Raw genomic sequence first — 16,711 nt, 5'->3', positions numbered from 1 at the left:
ACCCAATATGCTTGTCTCCCCTCTCCCGCTTGCGGGAGAGGGGCCGGGGGAGAGGGTCTAACCGGCAACTCCGAGTCGCCTGAGCCACCCTCTCCCCAACCCTCTCCCATAAATGGGAGAGGGAGCAGTCCGTGCACTAACGAGGCAATTCATTTACCTCAGCACACAGGACTTAGCTCGTAGCCCGGATGCAATCCGGGAAACCCATTCCCCGGCTTGCATCCGGGCTACAGGATTTACCGCATGAACATCGTCATCCTCGGCGCCAGCGCGCTGACCACTGCACAACGCCTCAAGGCGCTTTATCCACAGGCCGTGATCCATGGCCTGCGCGGGCGCGCCGATGGCGCAGAGCGCCATTACGACGACTTCGGCGAGACCCTGCGCACGCTGTATCGCGCCGGCCAGCCGCTTGTGGTGCTATGCGCCGCCGGTATCGTCATCCGCAGCCTGGCCGCGCTACTGGCGGAAAAGGGCGCCGAACCGCCGGTGCTGGCCCTGGCCGAAGACGGTAGCGCCGTGGTGCCGCTGCTCGGCGGCCTGGCCGGGGTCAATCGCCTGGCCCGCGAGATCGCCGCGCACCTGGGCGTAACGCCAGCCATCACCACCAGCGGCGAACTGCGCTTCGGCACCTGCCTGCTGGAGCCACCGGCTGGCTATGCCCTGGCCGACCTGCAGCAGGGCAAGCGCTTCGTCAGCGACCTGCTCGGCGGCGAGAGCGTGCGCATCGAGGGCCAGGCGCCCTGGCTGGAGGCGGCGCAGCTGCCGGTAGATCAGACCGCGTCGCGGGTGATCCATATCACCGCCGAGCAACGTCCACCGAGGGCCGACGAACTGCTGATCCACCCCCGCGTCGCTGCCGCGCTGATCGAACGCCCCGGCGCCGACCTGGCCACCCGCCTGCAGCAGGCGCTGAGCGCCGCCAGGCTGGCGCCGCAGGCACTGGCCTGCCTGCTGGCGAACAAAGGCTGGATGGCCAATGCCGAGCTACACACGGCCGCAAGGCAGCTCAAACTACCGCTGCGTTTTATCCACAGCGACTCCCAATTGCCTGTCGAATGCCACCGGGGCGACGGCCTGCGCCTGCTGCTGGGCGAACAGCCGCTGCAGATCGAACGCCTCGGCCAGCGCCGTGGCCGCCTCAGCGTGGTCGGCCTCGGCCCCGGCGCCGCCGAGCATATGACCCCGGCCGTGCGCCGCGCCCTGGACGAAGCCGAAGACCTGCTCGGCTACGACACCTACGTGAAGATGGCCGGCCCGCTGCGCGCCGATCAATGCCTGCATCCCAGCGACAACCGCGAGGAGCTGCAGCGCGCCGCCCACGCTTTCGAACTGGCCGCCACGGGCCGCCGCGTGGTGATGATCTCCTCGGGCGACCCCGGCGTGTTCGCCATGGCTGCCGCCGTGATGGAAGCGCTGGAAAGCCCACAGAACGAGGCCTGGCACGGCGTCGAGCTGGAGGTGCTGCCGGGCGTCTCCGCCGCCCTGGCCACCGCCGCCAAGGCCGGCGCGCCGCTGGGCCATGACTTCTGCCTGATCTCGCTGTCCGACAACCTCAAGCCCTGGTCGGTGATCGAAAAGCGCCTGCAGCATGCCGCCGCAGCGGATCTGGCCATGGCCTTCTACAACCCGATATCCAAGGCCCGCCCCTGGCAGCTCGGCCGCGCCCTGGAGCTGCTGCGCCAGCATCGCGAACCGCAGACCCTGGTGGTGCTCGGCCGCGATATCGGCCGGCCGGCCGAAGCCCTGCGCACCCTCACCCTCGGCGAGCTGACCCCGGAGATGGTCGACATGCGTACCCTGGTGATCATCGGCTCCAGCCAGACCCGCCGCTTCCCCCGTGCCGATGGCGGCGAGTGGGTGTATACGCCGCGCAGTTATCCACAGGAATAGGCATTGGTGCGCACGGCGCACCCTACTGGCCGTGCGCACCAGCGCAGGTTCAGGCCGATCCGGCATCCGCGCCTTGCGGCCCTCGCTACCGAAAGGCATCTGCACAAACCTTCTAGGCTTGTGCGGTGAACGCGGTAAGCTCATGCGTTCTCAGCACGACGGGCAGCAGGCGATGAATGCGCAATCGTGGGTCGACCTCAAGCAGGATGCCGACACCGGCATCGAGGTGATCCGTGCGCATTTCGAGGGCCACGCCTACGACCCGCACTGGCACGACAGCTACCTGATCGGCTTCACCGAGCAGGGCGTGCAGCAGTTCCACTGCCGGCGCGCACTGCTCAGCAGCGTCGCCGGGCAGACCTTCTTCCTCGAACCCGGCGACATTCATGACGGCCACGCGCCGACGCCGGGCGGCTTCACCTATTCCACCCTTTACCTGGAACCGGCCTGGCTGGAAAAGGCACTGCCGGCACTGTTCGAACAGGCGCCTGTCGACTGCCTGCCCGGCGTGCCGCGCACCCAGCCGGACGACCCGGGCCTGCTGCCCTGCATCGTCAACGCCCTGCAGGCGCTGCGCGACGGCGAGCCGCGCATGGTCCGCGACGCCGCGCTGGATGCGCTGCTGGAGCGCATCTCGCGCAGCCTGCACTGGCGTCAGCGCCTGCCGGGCGACCCGCAGATACCCAGCGTGGCCCTGCGTGCCCGCGACTACCTGCATGCACACTTTCACCAGAACATCGGTCTCGACGAACTGGCGCGCGTCTGCGGCGTCGATCGCTTCCGCCTCAGCCGTGCGTTCAAGGCGGCTTTCGGCATCGCCCCGCATGGCTACCTGATCCAGCTGCGCCTGGTGCGCGCACGCCGCCTGCTGGCCCTCGGCACGGCACCGGCGGATGTCGCCAGCGACCTGGGCTTCGCCGACCAGAGCCACCTGGGCCGCTGGTTCCGCCGTGCCAACGGCCTCACCCCGGGCGCCTACCGCAGCCTCTGCACAAAGCTTCAAGACCGCTGAATCAGCCAGCCGGACAATCGCGCCATACCCCGATATGGAGCGATGCCCGATGCCCTTCACTGCTCAACGAGCGCAGCCATGAACCAGTGGCTGCCCTTCATCCTGTTCGCCTCGGTGGCCTCGATCACTCCCGGCCCGACCAACCTGCTGATCCTCGGCAGCGCCGCTCGCTTCGGCCTGTCCATCGCCCTGGCCATCGCGGTCGGGGCGAGCCTGAGCGCCAGCCTGATGCTGCTGATGGTCGGCCTGGGCCTCGGCGAACTGCTGGCCCGCGCACCGCTGTTGCAGACGGCGATGGCCTGGGCCGGCGCGGTCTGGATCAGCTGGATGGCCTGCAAGCTGATGTGTGCCGAAGCTGCCGGCCTGGACCAACGCAGCGTCGACCGGCGCCAGGGCTTCGTCCAGGGCGCCGGCCTGCAACTGATCAACCCCAAGACCTGGCTGATGAGCGTCTCGGTCACTGCGATCTTCCTCGATGGACAGGCCTCGTTCGCCGCGGTGGCGAGCTACGCGACGCTGTTTCTGCTGGTGTCCACGCCCTGCCTGCTGGCCTGGGGCCTGCTCGGCGTCGGCGGCGCGCGGCTGTTGCAGCAACCGGCCCGGCTGTTGCTGTTCAACCGCTGCATGGCCCTGTTGCTGCTGGCCTCGGTGTGGCTGCCGTTGCTGGCAAGCCTGTAGGAGCGCCGCCCCGGCGCGAAGCGATAGCGGCGATGCCGCGATACCGCCTTTATCCGCAGCATTCGCCGCGGGGCGCGGCTCCTACAACACACCGCCCTGACGGCGAAAGGTGCCGGGCGCCACGCCGAAACGCTGACGAAACAGCTTGCCCAGATGGCTGGCATCGCTGACGCCGATCTCGTCAGCAAGCTGCGCCAGGCTGTGGCTGGAATTGAGCAGGCGCCAGCGTACGTGCTGCAGACGCAGCTCGTTCCAGTACTCACGGGCACTCATGCCCTGGCTGGCGTGGAACAGCCGGTCGAGCTGACGCCGGCTGATGCCGACGCTGGCCGCCAGTTGCTCGATGCCGTCGGCGCTGGCCAGACCATGACGCATCAGGGCGATGGCGCGATCGACATGACGTTCGCCGCTGGACGCCATCTGCAGTGAACGCAGCGCGTGCTGGCCGCTGCGCGTCTCGTCCACCAGCATATCGGCCAGGCCCTTGAGCGCGCGGGCCCGACCACTGCCCTGGGCCAGCAGTTCCACCGCCAGGTCGATGGCCGCCGCGCCGCCGGCGCAGGAGATTCGCGCGCCATCGAGGCAATACAGGCGTTCGCGGGCGAGGCGCACATGCGCAAAGCTGGCGCGAAATTCCGCCTCATGCCGCCAGTGCACCGCCACCCGATGCCCATCGAGCAGGCCGCATGCAGCGAGCAGAAAGCTGGCATTGTCGATCGCCACCAGCTTGACCCCGGCGCGCGCGGCGCGGCGCAGCAGCGGCTGGTAGGCCGGCGCCAGCGCCGCGGTGGCCTGCGCGTTGCGCCCGCCGAACAGCACCAGGTAGTCGTAGTCGGCCAGCGTCAGCTCGTCCGGCGTGGCCTCGATACGCAGCGCCGCGCCACTGCTGGACAGCACATGCCCCGGCTGCAGGCCGAGGATGGTCCAGGCGCAGTAGCGCTGGCGGCTGTAGTCCTCGTCGTCGGCGCTGAAGCGCAGCTTGTCGATAAAACCGCCGAACGGCAGCAGGGCGAACTCCGGCAGCGGCAGCAGAAGAAAACGCAGATCGGGGCATTCGGCCATGACAGTCCATAATCAACCGGTAGATGACCAGAATCTACCTCAATCACGACACTGCCGCTGACTAGACTGGCCGCCCTCACAGGAGACCCGCATGGCCCTCGAACTCTGGCTCGTCTACTTCGTGGCCACCCTCGGCCTGGCGCTGACGCCCGGCCCCAACAGCCTGCTGGCGCTGACCCACGGCGGGCTGTACGGCGCGCGCCTGGCGCTGGCCACCATCCTCGGCGGCGTGGTCGGCTTCAGCACGCTGATCGCCCTGGCCATGTTCGGCCTCAGTGCCCTGCTCAAGACCGCGCCCAACGCACTGCTGGCACTCAAGTGGATCGGCGGTGCCTACCTGATCTGGCTGGGTGCGCAGTTGTGGCGCTCGCCGCCGATGAACCTGACGTTGGTCGATAGCGGCGCCCGCCCCAGCGCCAGCCGGCTGTTTCGCCAGGGCCTGCTGTCGGCGCTGTCCAATCCCAAGGTGATCCTGTTCTACGGCGCCTTCCTGCCGCAGTTCGTCGATCCGCAGCGCGGCCTGGCCGTGCAGTTCGTGGTGATGGCCGCCACCTTCGCCGTGGTCGAGTTCCTCGTCGAGCTGCTGCTGGCGCTGCTGGCCTTCCGCGTGCGGCCCTGGCTGCAGCGCGGCGGCCGCGCCTTCAACCGCAGCTGCGGCGTACTCTTCGTGCTGATCGGCGTGGCGTTGCCGCTGGCACGCTGAGCACGCCCGTGATCAGGCCTTGAGCGCCTCGCCAATCGCGTAGTAGTGCCCACCGGCCACGTGATGCAGGCTGCGCAGGCTCGGGTCGGCCGTTTCGAAATGCCAGCGGCCATCGCGGAACACGCGCTGATCGGCCCAGGCCGCGATCACCTCGCCGATGAACAGGTCGTAGGCCTGCTGGTTATGCGGCTCACTGATCAGCCTGCAAACCAGCCAGGCCGAGCAGCCCGCCACCAGCGGCAGGTCGTGGCCTTCCATCGCGAACAGCTCGACGCCGGCATGGGACAGCTTCGCCGGGTCATCCGCCAGGCTGGCGTTGCCCACCGCCTGGGTCAGTTGCAGTTGCGCCACGGTCGGCACCTGGATGGCGAACAGACCGCTGCCCTCGATCAGCGCGCGGGTGCGGGTGGCCTTGTCCAGCACCACGGTCAGCTTCGGCGGCTCGAAATCCAGGGCGCAGCACCAGGCTGCCGCCATGACGTTATCCACAGCCTGATGACGAGCCGACACCAGCACGGTGGGTCCGTGGTTGAGCAGACGGTAGGCCTTGGCCAGGTCGACGGGGGCGAGATGTGGGGCATAGCGGCTCCGAACAGGGCATCGATAAGGGCAGGCGATACTCGCCCAGCCGGGTCGCTCATCGCAACGCCACAACTCTTGGCGAAGGGCTCAGCCCCGCGCGCGGCCAGTGCTGAAGTGGACCAGTCACAATCTGCACAATTGGCTCTATGGGACTGGGCCACCGCTGCGTAGATTCGCGTCTACCGGGCCAGGGCGTGAAAGCCCCGGCTCCCCCAAAGCGGATACGGATGATCACCATGAGCCAGCACCTCGACTACTTCACCCTCTCCCCCAAAGCCTCCGGCAAGTACGCCGAGTTCTCCATGCTGCTGACCCGCAGCCCTTTTCTCGCGCCGCTGGCCCATCTGGTGATGCTGCGCGCCTCGCAGATCAATGGCTGCGCCTTCTGTGTCGACATGCACGTCAAGGAAGCGAAGATCCATGGCGAGCGCGAGCTGCGCCTGCATCATGTCGCCGTGTGGCGCGAGTCCGCCTTGTTCTCCGATTGGGAACGGGCCGCGCTGGAGTGGACCGAGGCGCTGACTCAGCTGGCGCCGCAGGGCGTCTCCGATGCCATCTACGCCAGTGTGCGCGAGCAGTTCTCCGAGCAGGAACTTTCCGACCTGACCTTCCTGGTGGTCGCCATCAACGGCTGGAACCGCCTCAACGTGGCGTTTCGCACCGTGCCGGGTTCCGCCGACAAGCAGTTCGGTCTGGATAAGGCCGACCTGGCCTGAGGCTTATCCCCAGGATGCGGTCGGCTTTGCACGACCGCCCTGACGGTCCCTTCTCCCTGAGCGCCCCACTGCACGGCACCGGCAAAACCGGCATGATGCGCTCCCTTACCAGCGCCCCCTACGGTGACGAATCCTCGTCGGCCTTCATCAGACAGACTCGCCGCCCGCTCAACGGAACCCTTGCATGCTGCTCCTGCCGCTTTCCCGCCGTCCTGCACGTCTCACCCTGCTCGCCCTCGCCTGCCTGAGCGCTCACAACGCCTTCGCCGATGAGCCCGTGCAGCTCGACCCACTGCAAGTCAGCGGTGTGCCGACCAGCGAAACCGAGACTGCGCGCGCGGCGCTCGAGCAGGTGCCCGGCGCCACCAATCTGGTGGATATGGGCAAGGTCGAGCAGGGCCGCGTGGCCGGCGTCGCCGACGTATTGGCCTACCAGCCCGGCGTTTACGCGCAGTCCCCCGGCAACGAGGGCGTGAAGATCAGCGTGCGTGGCTCGGGTATCAACCGTGGCCCCGGCTCGCACGCCTCCGGCACCCATATCCTGCTCGACGGCCTGCCACTGACCGGCTCCGGCGGCACGCCCTACGAACTGCTGGACCCCTTGTGGATAAGTCGCGCCGAAGTGCTGCGCGGCGCCAATGGCTTCGACCGTGGTTCCCTGGCTCTGGGCGGCGCCATCGACTACATCAGCCACACCGGCTACACCGCGCCCAAGCTGCAACTGCGCTATGAAACCGGCAGCCATGGCTACCAGAAACGCAACATCGCCTCGGGGCAGGTGCTGGGCGATTTCGACTACTACCTGGCGCTGACCGACAGCCACACCGACGGCTATCAGGATCAGGCCTCCGGCAAGGGCAAAGGCATCGCCGCAAACTTCGGCTACCGGCTCAACGAGAACCTGGAAACGCGGTTCTACCTGCGCTATCGCGAAACCGAACACGAAACGCCTGGCCGCCTGACCAAGGCCCAGCTCAAGGACGATCCACGTCAGGCCAATGCGTCCAATCGCAGCATCGACGCCCACCGCGACCAACCCGGCAGCACCTGGCTGGCGAACAAGACCACCTGGCAGATCGACGACGACTCCACCCTGGTCGCCGGCCTGGTCTATCACCACTATCCGATGGATATCACCGAGACCGCCTATCGCGGAGGCGCCTATCGCATCCGTGTGGACTACAGCGATATCAGCGGCACTCTGAACTACACCCGTCGGCACACCCTGTTCGGGCTCAACAGCAGCACCACTATAGGCTGGCGCAGCACCAGCAACCTGCCGAGCAGCAAAGCGAAAGAGACGGCGGCGCTGCCCATCACCGTCAACGGCACGCCCTATCCGGCCGGCACCCTGATGCGTGCCTATGAACATCTGGGTTCGGACAATGTGCTGCACTTCAGCAACGATACGGAGCTGATGCCCGACCTGTGGCTGACCAGCGGCCTGGCGCTGATCCATACTCGCCGCGAAGTGCAGGTGACCTGGCCGACCAACGACGACAAGCTCGACGAAAGCACCTGGGACTACGCCCCACGTATCGGTCTGCGCTACCAGCTCAACCCGGATGTGCAGCTATTCGGCAATATCAGCCGCTCGGTGGAGCCGCCGCATGCCTGGTCGATGCTCTGGGGCTCGCCGCTGCGCTTCTCCAGCACCACCACCCAACCCTATGCCGCGCGCCAGCGCGCTGCCGTCAGCCTGGACAACCAGAGCGCCACCACCTTCGAGATTGGCGGCCGAGGTGATTCCGCACTGGGCCAGTGGGAGCTCGCCTACTACTACTCACAGGTGCGCCATGAACTGCTCACCGTCGAGATCGAGCCCAACGTCTTCGCCGAATCCAACGCCAGCCCCACCGTGCACCAGGGCATCGAAGCCGGCCTGACCAGCCCGCTGTGGCAAGGCGGCGCGGCCGGCGCCCTGAGCCTGCGCCAGGCCTACACCTTCAGCGACTTCCATTACCGCGACGACGACGCCTTCGGCGACAATCGCCTGCCCGGCTTGCCGCGCCACTATTACCAGGCCGAGCTGCGCTACGATCACCCGAGCGGCTTCTATGCCGGCGTGAATACCCAGTACGCCTCGAAGGTGGCAGTGGACTACGCCAACTCCTACCATGCCGACGCCTACGCCACCTTTGGCGCCACCCTCGGCTACGCCTCGCCGAAGGACGACTGGCAAGCCTGGCTCGACCTGCGCAACCTGACCGACAAACGCTACGCCGCCACCGTTACACCGGGCTATGACGACAAGGGCGCAGACGCGGCGCGCTCCACACCGGGGGAAGGCTTCGGCGTGTACACCGGGGTTTCCTGGAGTTGGTTGTAAGGGGCTGAGCCGACGACTGCTACTATCGAGTTAACCATCGTAGGAGCAGGCCAAGGATGACGGAAAAAAGCGATCAGGCATCAACCTATCCATTGCCAGGACAGTTACCGCTATTCCCTGGCTCAGTGGATACACCAAGCGTGCCGGCTGAACGAGAACTGCCTGAAAGGCAGTTCAGCAAATATGTCGTTTATGTAGACGAAAGCGGCGATCACGGCCTGGAGAGTATCGATGCCAATTACCCGGTTTTCGTCCTCGCCTTCTGCGTCTTCCACAAGAATCACTATGCGCAACGCGTCGTGCCCTCAATCGAGTCATTCAAGTTCAGGCATTTCGGCCATGATCTCGTGGTGCTGCACGAAACGGATATCCGCAAAGAGAAAGGTCGATTCCGGTTCGACAGCCGGCAACACAAAGAGCAGTTTCTCAACGAGCTAACCAGCATTATTGAAACCAGCAATTTCATCCTGATTGGTTGCATCATCGATAAGAACAGGCTGCGTGAGCGAAGCAGCAATCCATACCATCTGGCACTTGGATTTTGTCTGGAAACACTCTACGAACTGGTGGAAGAAAAAGGCCAGGAAGGCACGACCACACATGTGGTCGTAGAGTGTCGAGGAAAGCGAGAAGATAACGAGCTTGAGCTGGAATTTCGCCGCGTTTGTGCTGGCGAAAACAGGTTTGGCAGAGCGCTACCCTTCGAGATCGTATTCGCCGACAAGAAAACCAACTCGTCAGGCCTTCAATTGGCCGATCTCGTTGCGCGGCCTATCGGGTTATCAGTAGTCAAGCCTGGCCAACCGAATCGAGCCTTCGATTTGCTAACTCGGAAGTTCTTCTGCAGCGGGGGTCGTATGCAGGTAGGTGTTGGCTTCGAAGGATGGGGCCTAAAAATTCACCCGCCCCTAGAAAGCGAAAGGCCCCGGTGATCGCACCGAGGCCATGACGCCGACCGGGAACCCCCAGTCCATTTAGGCAGAATTGTAGGTTCTGCTGCTACCAAGGCGCAAGTGTCCATGCCCGGCGCACGGTGTGTGACGCCCTTTTTGTCCACCGCCCCTCAGCTCAGTGCGGAGCGTGGACAACGCCCTTCTTGTCCGCCGCGTCTGTTCTCAGCCCTGCTCGATCCCTTCCTTGCGCAATAGATAGCTATCCATGATCCAGCCATTACGCTCACGCGCCTCAGCGCGGGTGATAGCGATATTTTCGGCCACCTCATCCAGCGGCCCGGCGATCAGGATTTCATCGGCCGTACCGACGTAAGCGCCCCAGTAGATATACAGACCCTGGCCGACGAAGCGGCGGTAGGTGTCCTTGGCGTCGAGCATTACCGCCACGCTGTCCACGCCCTGCGGCCAGCCTTCGGCGAGCAGGCGGCCGGTGGTGATTTCCACGGCGCGGCCGATGCTGTTGAGCGGGATGCGATGGCGCGCGGTCAGCGCCTGCAGGCTGGTGATGCCGGGGATCACGTCATAGACGAAATCGCTACGGCGCGCGGCGATGGCCTCGATGATGCGGATGCTGCTGTCGTACAGCGAGGGGTCGCCCCAGACCATGAATGCCGCCGTCTCGCCATCGGCCATCTGCTCGTCGATCAGTTGCTCGAACACCGCCTGTTTGTCGCGATTGAGTTCGTCGACGCTGGCGCGGTAGTCGGCGGCGTCGCGCTCGCGCTCCGGTTGCAGGCCTTCGGCGAAGCGCGGCGCGTGGCCGTCGAGAAAGCGCGCGCAGATCTCGCGACGCAGGGCGTTAAGCTTGTGCTTGGCCGCACCCTTGTCCATCAGGAAGATCACGTCGCTGCGGCGCAGCGCCTTGATCGCCTGGTAGGTGATGTAGTCCGGGTCGCCGGCGCCGATGCCGACCAGCAGCAGGGTTTTCATGGGGTTCTCCAGGTGCGGCCTGACGCGCCGGGCGCCAGGTCGTCGATATGGTGGTAGTCGGCCTGCAGCGCCTGCGCCAGCTGGCGGGCTAGGCCCAGGCGGATGGGCGCGCGTTCGGTGTCGAGCAGCAGGGTTGGGCATGGCAGCGGCGCCAGCGCTGGCAGGTCGCGCAGGCGACCGTCGGTGAGAATCAGTAGGCGCTGGCGTTCGTGCGGTTTCACGCGCTGCCGACGCAACAGCCAATCACCCGCCTGTTGCAGCGCATCGAGCAGCGGCGTGCCGCCACCGGCGCCCAGCTCCTGCAACCAGTGGTGCAGCTCGGCACTGGCCTTGCGCCCCTGCCACAGCCACTGTGCTTCGCGGCCACCGGCCTGCAGCACGGCCAGGCGAGCGCGCTGGCGATAGGCGCTGTCGAACACTTCAGCGAGCACGCCCTTGGCGCGAGTCAGAGCGCCGTGTCGACGGGTCGAGGCGGAGGCATCGACCAGCACCAACCAAAGCTCCTCGGCCTGCTGGCTTCGCGGGCGCAGAACCAGTTGTTCGCGGCGTTGCGGCCGGCCCTGGCGCAGAGTCGCCGCCCAGTCGATACGACCGGCCACGCCGCTACGTGCGGCACCATGCAGGCCGCCGCCGAGTCTTCCGGGCCGGTTGCGGGCATCCGCGCCAGTGGCTGTGCGCGGGCGGATGCTCAGGGCTTTTTTGGCCAGCGCGGCGGCACCCGCCGCTCACCCATGGCCTGTGGCTGCGCCGGCAGCTCGCCCCACTGACCTTCGCCCTGGCTCTGTTCCTGCGCCTGTTGCGGCGCCTGGCTCTGCTCGGGCGGCATGGCAGCCGGCGGTTGTGGCTGACGACGACGGTGGCGCAGAACGAAGTCCTCCACCGCATCGATATCCACAGGCTCGATAGCCGCCGCGCCACGCCAGGCCGCATGAGCACGGGCGGCACGCAGCCAGACCAGGTCGGCGCGCAGACCATCGACGCCGGCAGCGAAGCAACGCTGGCTGATCTCACCCAGCGCAGCGTCATCCAACGGGATATCGGCCAGGCGCCGACGTGCATTCAAGCAACGGGCGGCCAGGGCAGCCTGCTCGGTTTGCCAGCGTTGCAGGAAGGCAGCAGGGTCGGCATCGAAGGCCAGCCGGCGACGGACGATCTCGGCGCGCTCGGCCGGTTGCGGCTGGCCATCGAGGGCCAGGTTGAGGCCGAAGCGGTCGAGCAGTTGCGGGCGCAGTTCACCCTCCTCGGCGTTCATGGTGCCGATCAGCACGAAGCGCGCAGCATGCCGATGGGAGATGCCGTCACGCTCGACATGGTTGACCCCGCTGGCAGCGGCATCGAGCAGCAGGTCGACCAGATGATCTGGCAGCAGATTGACCTCATCGACATAGAGCACGCCGCCGTTGGCGCGTGCCAGCAGCCCGGGAGAGAACTGCGCCCGACCTTCGCCCAGCGCCGCGTCCAGATCCAGGGTGCCGACGATGCGCTCCTCGCTCGCCCCCAGCGGCAGGGTGACGAAGCGCCCGCCCTCCAGCAGATCGGCCAGGCCACGGGCCAGGGTCGACTTGGCCATGCCGCGCGGGCCTTCGATCAGCACGCCGCCGATAGCCGGATCGATGGCCGCCAGGCACAGCGCCAGCTTCAGGGAATCGGCGCCGACCACGGCGGCGAGGGGGAAGTGATGTTCGGTCATGGACATGATCCGTGGAGTTGGACGTAGCCCGGATGCAATCCGGGGCCTTTGATCGCGCATTTCCCGGATTGCATCCGGGCTACGGGCAGCGTGCACCCGTAGGGTGGGTTAGCGGCGCAGAACGCCGGCCTTGTATCTGCAGAAAAACTCGGCGCGCCGCGTAACCCACCGGGCGATGGAACGCGTTGCGCCAATGGTGGGTTACGCCGCACCCGCTTCAGCGGATTGGCCAGCAACCATGACAGGCGGCTAACCCACCCTAGGGGCTCGGCGGTGCCGGATGAACCCTCTCCCCCGGCCCCTCTCCCATAAATGGGAGAGGGGAGAAAAAGCGCGCGCATCAGCTTTCCTCGCTATCGAGCAGCAGGTTTTTCAGCGCTTCGCGATATTCGCCGGGATTCTCCCACAGGCCGCGCTGCTGGGCTTCCAGCAGGCGTTCGAGGATATCGTTGAGCGCGCCGGGGTTGTGCTGCTGGATAAAGTCGCGGGTGTCCTTGTCGAGCAGGTAGGCATCGGTCAGCAGCGCGTACTGGTGGTCATCGACCAGCTCGCTGGTGGCGTCGAAGGCGAACAGGTAGTCGATGGTCGCGGCCAGCTCGAAGGCGCCCTTGTAACCGTGGCGCTTCATGCCCGAGATCCACTTGGGATTGGCGGCGCGGGCGCGCACCACACGGTTGAGCTCTTCCTTGAGGGTGCGAATGCGTGGCGTATCCGGCTGGCTGTTGTCGCCGAAGTAGCTGGCCACCTTGAGCCCACGCAGGGTTTCCACCGCCGCCAGCATGCCGCCCTGGAACTGGTAGTAGTCGTTGGAATCGAGAATGTCGTGCTCGCGGTTGTCCTGGTTGTGCAGCACCGCCTGCATCTGCTCCAGGCGTTCGACGAAGCGCTGCCGCGCGGGTGCGCCCTCGGCGCCGCTGCCGTAGGCGTAGCCGCCCCAGTTCAGATACACCTCGGCCAGATCCGCGCGGCTCTGCCACAGGCGCTCCTCGATGGCGTTCTGCACCCCGGCGCCATAGGCTCCCGGCTTGGCGCCGAACACCCGCCAGCCGGCCTGGCGACGCGCTTCGGCTTCATCCAGGCCGCTGTCCTCCAGCGCCAGCGACTCGCGCCAGACCCGCGCCGACAGCGGGTTCATGTCTTCCGGCTCGTCCAGCTCGATCACCGCCTGCACGGCCTCGTCGAACAGGCGAATCAGGTTGCTGAAGGCATCGCGGAAGAAGCCCGACACGCGCAGGGTGACGTCCACTCGCGGACGGCCCAACTGCTCCAACGGCAACACCTCGAAACGCTCGACGCGCTGGCTGCCGGGCTGCCAAACCGGGCGCACGCCCATCAGCGCCAGGGCCTGGGCGATATCGTCGCCGCCGGTGCGCATGGTTGCCGTGCCCCATACCGACAGGCCGAGCTGGCGCAGATGGTCGCCCTCGTCCTGCAGATGGCGCTCCAGCAGGCGATCCGCCGCCTGCACGCCGAGGCGCCAGGCGGTCGGTGTGGGCAGATGACGCACGTCGACGGTGAAGAAGTTGCGCCCGGTAGGCAGCACGTCTAGGCGCCCGCGACTCGGCGCACCGCTCGGCCCGGCGGGTACGAAACGCCCTTCCAAAGCCGCCAATAGGCCGCCCATCTCGGAGTCGCCGCAGGCATCGAGCAACGGCGCGATATGCTCGGCCAGGCCATCGAGAATCAGCGCCACCTCGGCGCCAAAGGCTGCGCTGCGCTCCCCTGCCAGGCGCTGCTCGATCAGCCGCAGCGCCAGCAGCTCCAGGCGTTCGCGGGTGTCACCAACAGTGCGCCACAGGCTGTTATCCACAGCCTGCAACGCCTGTGGACGCAGCCCCTCCCAGGGCTGGCCCATATCGCAGTCGAGCGGATCGAGGCCCAGCTCCAAGCCACGGGCCAGCGCACGCAACAGGCTGGCGTTGGCGCCCTGGCCATCACCACGGGGGATGCGCAGCAGCGCCAGCAGGGTGTCGCGGCGCAGTTGCCCGGCGGGCGACTCACCGAACACATGCAGGCCATCGCGGATCTGCGATTCCTTGAGGTCGCACAGGTAGGCGTCGAGCTGCGGCAGCCAGCTATCGCCGTCGTCGTTGAGTTGCAGACCCAGTTCGCGGTCGAGGCTGGCCTCGCGCACCTTGGCCAGGATCTCGCCACGCAGCTCCACCGCGCGGCGCTGGTCGAGCTGGCTGGCGTCGTAATACTCATCGGCCAGGCGCTCCAGATCACGCAGCGGGCCGTAGCTTTCGGCGCGGGTCAGCGGCGGCATCAGGTGGTCGATGATCACCGCCTGGGTGCGGCGCTTGGCCTGCGCGCCCTCGCCCGGATCGTTGACGATAAAGGGATAGATATTCGGCAGCGGGCCGATCAGCGTCTGCGGCCAGCAGCCCTCGGAGAGGCCGACGCTCTTGCCCGGCAGCCATTCCAGATTGCCGTGCTTGCCGACGTGGATCAGCGCATCGGCGGCGAAGGCCGTGCGCAGCCAGGCATAGAAGGCGATATAGCCATGCGGCGGCACCAGATCGGGGTCGTGATACACCGCCGCCGGGTCGAGCTGGTAGCCCCGCGCCGGCTGGATACCTACGAAGGTCAAGCCGAAGCGCAGGCCGGCGACCATCATTCGCCCACTGCGGAACATCGGATCATCCTGCGGCTCGCCCCAGCGCTCCCGCACCGCCTGCTGGTTGGCCTGCGGCAGGCTGTGGAAGAACGCCAGGTAGTCGTCCAACGCCAGGCTCTGCGCACAGGGCCGTGTATCCAGCCCATCCAGATCATTGGTGACGCCACCGAGCAGGCTGTGGACAAGTGCGGTGCCGCTCTCCGGCAGGTTATCCACCGGATAGCCCTGCTGTTGCAGCGCCTGCAGGATATTCAGCGCGGCAGCCGGCGTATCTAGACCCACGCCGTTGCCGATGCGGCCATCGCGGGTCGGGTAGTTGGCCAGGATCAGGCCGACTCGCTTCTGATCGTTGCTTTTAAGCGCCAACTGACACCAGTTACGCGCCAGTTCAGCGACGAAGGCCATACCCGATTCGTGTGCCTGGTAGCACACCACGTCGCTCTGGCTACGCTCGCTGCGCCAGGCCAGGCCCTTGAAGCTGATGGCGGTGCCGATCAGCCGGCCATCCAGCTCAGGCAGCACCACGTGCATGGCCAGGTCACGCGAGCCCAGGCCCTGGGTGCTGGCCTGCCACTGCGCCTGGTTGTCCAGCGAGCAGATGGCTTGCAGCACCGGAATATCCCGGCGGAACACCTGCACCTGCGGCGCCTCGGGGTTGGACAGGGCGAAGCCGGTGGTGTTGATGATCAGTGCGGCGTCAGTGTCATCCAGCCAGGCCTGCACCTGATCCAGGCAGGCGGGTTCCTTGAGGCTGGCCACCGCAATCGGCAGCGGGTTAAGGCCCTGGCCGAACAGGTGCTGGCAGAAGGTATCGACGAAGGCGGTGTTCGCCGACTGCACATGGTTGCGGTAGAACAGCAGCGCCACCACAGGTGCATCCGGTTGCCACTGCGCCTGCCAGTCGGCTAGCGTGGCCGGACTGTGCTGCGGGTGATAGAGGCCGACACGCGGCAGCGCTTGCGGCTCTTGCCAGGCCTCGTCACGCCCCAGCCAGCGGTTGCCGATGCAGCGAAACAGCTGGCGGGCATTGTCCAGCCCGCCCTGACGCAGGTATTGCCAGAGGCGCTGGCTGTCTTCCTCAGCGACGTTGCCGAGCGCGCTCAGCTCCGGGTCGGGCTTGTCGTCACCCGGCACCATGATCACTGTGGCTCCACGCGCTCCCAGCTCAACCAGGCGTTCGACGCCGTAGCGCCAGTAGCTGACGCCACCATGCACCGAGATTAGGATGACCTTGGCATGCTGCAGCACCTGCTCGACGTAGTAGTCCACCGAGGCGTTGTTGCTCAGCTGCGCCGGGCTGGCCAGGCGCAGGCTGGGGTAGTCCTCCGGCAACTGCCGCGCCGCTTCGGCCAGCAGAGACAGGTGCGAATCACCCGTGCACAGGATCACCAGCTCGGCCGGGGTCTGGCCGAGGTCGGCGATGCTGTCGGCCGGCAATTGGGCGCCGGGTTGGGTGCGCAGGAGATGCATGACTAGGGCCGCAGGCTGCAAGCCACAGGCTGCAGGCAGATCGCATGAACCGCATCCGCCTGCGGCCTGAAGCCTG

General features: G+C 66.6%; 13 protein-coding genes. 7 read left to right on the top strand and 6 right to left on the bottom strand.

Annotated features, from left to right (window positions below; genetic code table 11):
• Positions 1-243: 243 nt before the first annotated feature.
• The 3 genes from cobJ to BLS61_RS13665 all read left to right on the top strand — a co-directional run bounded on the left by cobJ (position 244) and on the right by BLS61_RS13665 (position 3,583).
• Positions 244-1,893, top strand: coding sequence for a precorrin-3B C(17)-methyltransferase (gene cobJ / locus BLS61_RS13675; RefSeq protein ID WP_090431686.1), 1,650 nt, complete (start codon positions 244-246; stop codon positions 1,891-1,893).
• Between the two features lie 172 nt (positions 1,894-2,065).
• Positions 2,066-2,905: an AraC family transcriptional regulator gene (locus BLS61_RS13670; RefSeq protein ID WP_090431831.1), complete on the top strand. Its 840-nt coding sequence runs from the start codon at positions 2,066-2,068 to the stop codon at positions 2,903-2,905.
• A gap of 78 nt (positions 2,906-2,983) precedes the next feature.
• Positions 2,984-3,583: a LysE family translocator gene (locus BLS61_RS13665; RefSeq protein ID WP_167358730.1), complete on the top strand. Its 600-nt coding sequence runs from the start codon at positions 2,984-2,986 to the stop codon at positions 3,581-3,583.
• Positions 3,584-3,664: 81 nt separating this feature from the next.
• On the opposite strand, the gene BLS61_RS13660 is transcribed toward BLS61_RS13665, so the two are convergent.
• A complete protein-coding gene (locus BLS61_RS13660) occupies positions 3,665-4,645 on the bottom strand; it encodes a GlxA family transcriptional regulator (RefSeq protein WP_090431682.1) in 981 nt (326 codons plus the stop codon).
• Positions 4,646-4,736: 91 nt separating this feature from the next.
• On the opposite strand from BLS61_RS13660, the gene BLS61_RS13655 reads away from it, so the two are divergent.
• Positions 4,737-5,348 carry a LysE family translocator gene (locus tag BLS61_RS13655; RefSeq protein ID WP_090431681.1) on the top strand — a complete coding sequence of 204 codons (612 nt, stop codon included), beginning with the start codon at positions 4,737-4,739 and terminating at the stop codon, positions 5,346-5,348.
• 12 nt (positions 5,349-5,360) lie between these two features.
• Here the strand turns inward: BLS61_RS13655 and BLS61_RS13650 are convergent, their stop codons facing one another.
• A complete protein-coding gene (locus tag BLS61_RS13650; protein ID WP_090431829.1) occupies positions 5,361-5,966 on the bottom strand; it encodes a flavin reductase family protein in 606 nt (201 codons plus the stop codon).
• A gap of 191 nt (positions 5,967-6,157) precedes the next feature.
• On the opposite strand from BLS61_RS13650, the gene BLS61_RS13645 reads away from it, so the two are divergent.
• The 3 genes from BLS61_RS13645 to BLS61_RS13635 all read left to right on the top strand — a co-directional run bounded on the left by BLS61_RS13645 (position 6,158) and on the right by BLS61_RS13635 (position 9,907).
• Entirely contained in the window at positions 6,158-6,646 is a 489-nt protein-coding gene (locus BLS61_RS13645; RefSeq protein ID WP_090431679.1) for a carboxymuconolactone decarboxylase family protein, read from the top strand.
• A 184-nt stretch (positions 6,647-6,830) separates the two neighbouring features.
• A complete protein-coding gene (locus BLS61_RS13640; protein WP_090431677.1) occupies positions 6,831-8,975 on the top strand; it encodes a TonB-dependent receptor family protein in 2,145 nt (714 codons plus the stop codon).
• Between the two features lie 56 nt (positions 8,976-9,031).
• Positions 9,032-9,907 (top strand): DUF3800 domain-containing protein, encoded by an 876-nt coding sequence (locus BLS61_RS13635; RefSeq protein WP_090431675.1) that lies wholly within the window; start codon positions 9,032-9,034, stop codon positions 9,905-9,907.
• A 183-nt stretch (positions 9,908-10,090) separates the two neighbouring features.
• Here BLS61_RS13635 and cobF read toward each other — a convergent pair whose 3' ends face one another.
• The 4 genes from cobF to cobN form a co-directional block, all read right to left on the bottom strand.
• Positions 10,091-10,858, bottom strand: coding sequence for a precorrin-6A synthase (deacetylating) (gene cobF / locus BLS61_RS13630; RefSeq protein WP_090431673.1), 768 nt, complete (start codon positions 10,856-10,858; stop codon positions 10,091-10,093).
• Positions 10,855-11,565 carry a vWA domain-containing protein gene (locus BLS61_RS13625; RefSeq protein ID WP_090431671.1) on the bottom strand — a complete coding sequence of 237 codons (711 nt, stop codon included), beginning with the start codon at positions 11,563-11,565 and terminating at the stop codon, positions 10,855-10,857. Before BLS61_RS13625 ends, cobF begins: the two co-directional genes overlap by 4 nt.
• Positions 11,547-12,548, bottom strand: a complete 1,002-nt coding sequence (locus BLS61_RS13620; protein ID WP_090431669.1) for a magnesium chelatase ATPase subunit I — start codon at positions 12,546-12,548, stop codon at positions 11,547-11,549. The genes BLS61_RS13625 and BLS61_RS13620 overlap by 19 nt, the downstream gene beginning before the upstream one ends.
• A 340-nt stretch (positions 12,549-12,888) precedes the next feature.
• Positions 12,889-16,635 carry a cobaltochelatase subunit CobN gene (cobN, locus tag BLS61_RS13615; protein WP_090431667.1) on the bottom strand — a complete coding sequence of 1,249 codons (3,747 nt, stop codon included), beginning with the start codon at positions 16,633-16,635 and terminating at the stop codon, positions 12,889-12,891.
• Positions 16,636-16,711 lie beyond the last annotated feature (76 nt).

It is taken from the genome of Ectopseudomonas guguanensis (assembly GCF_900104265.1).
GTDB classification, from domain to species: domain Bacteria; phylum Pseudomonadota; class Gammaproteobacteria; order Pseudomonadales; family Pseudomonadaceae; genus Aquipseudomonas; species Aquipseudomonas guguanensis.
The sequence above is the reverse complement of the archived record's forward strand: the minus strand, read 5'-3'. Positions and strand labels throughout refer to the sequence as shown.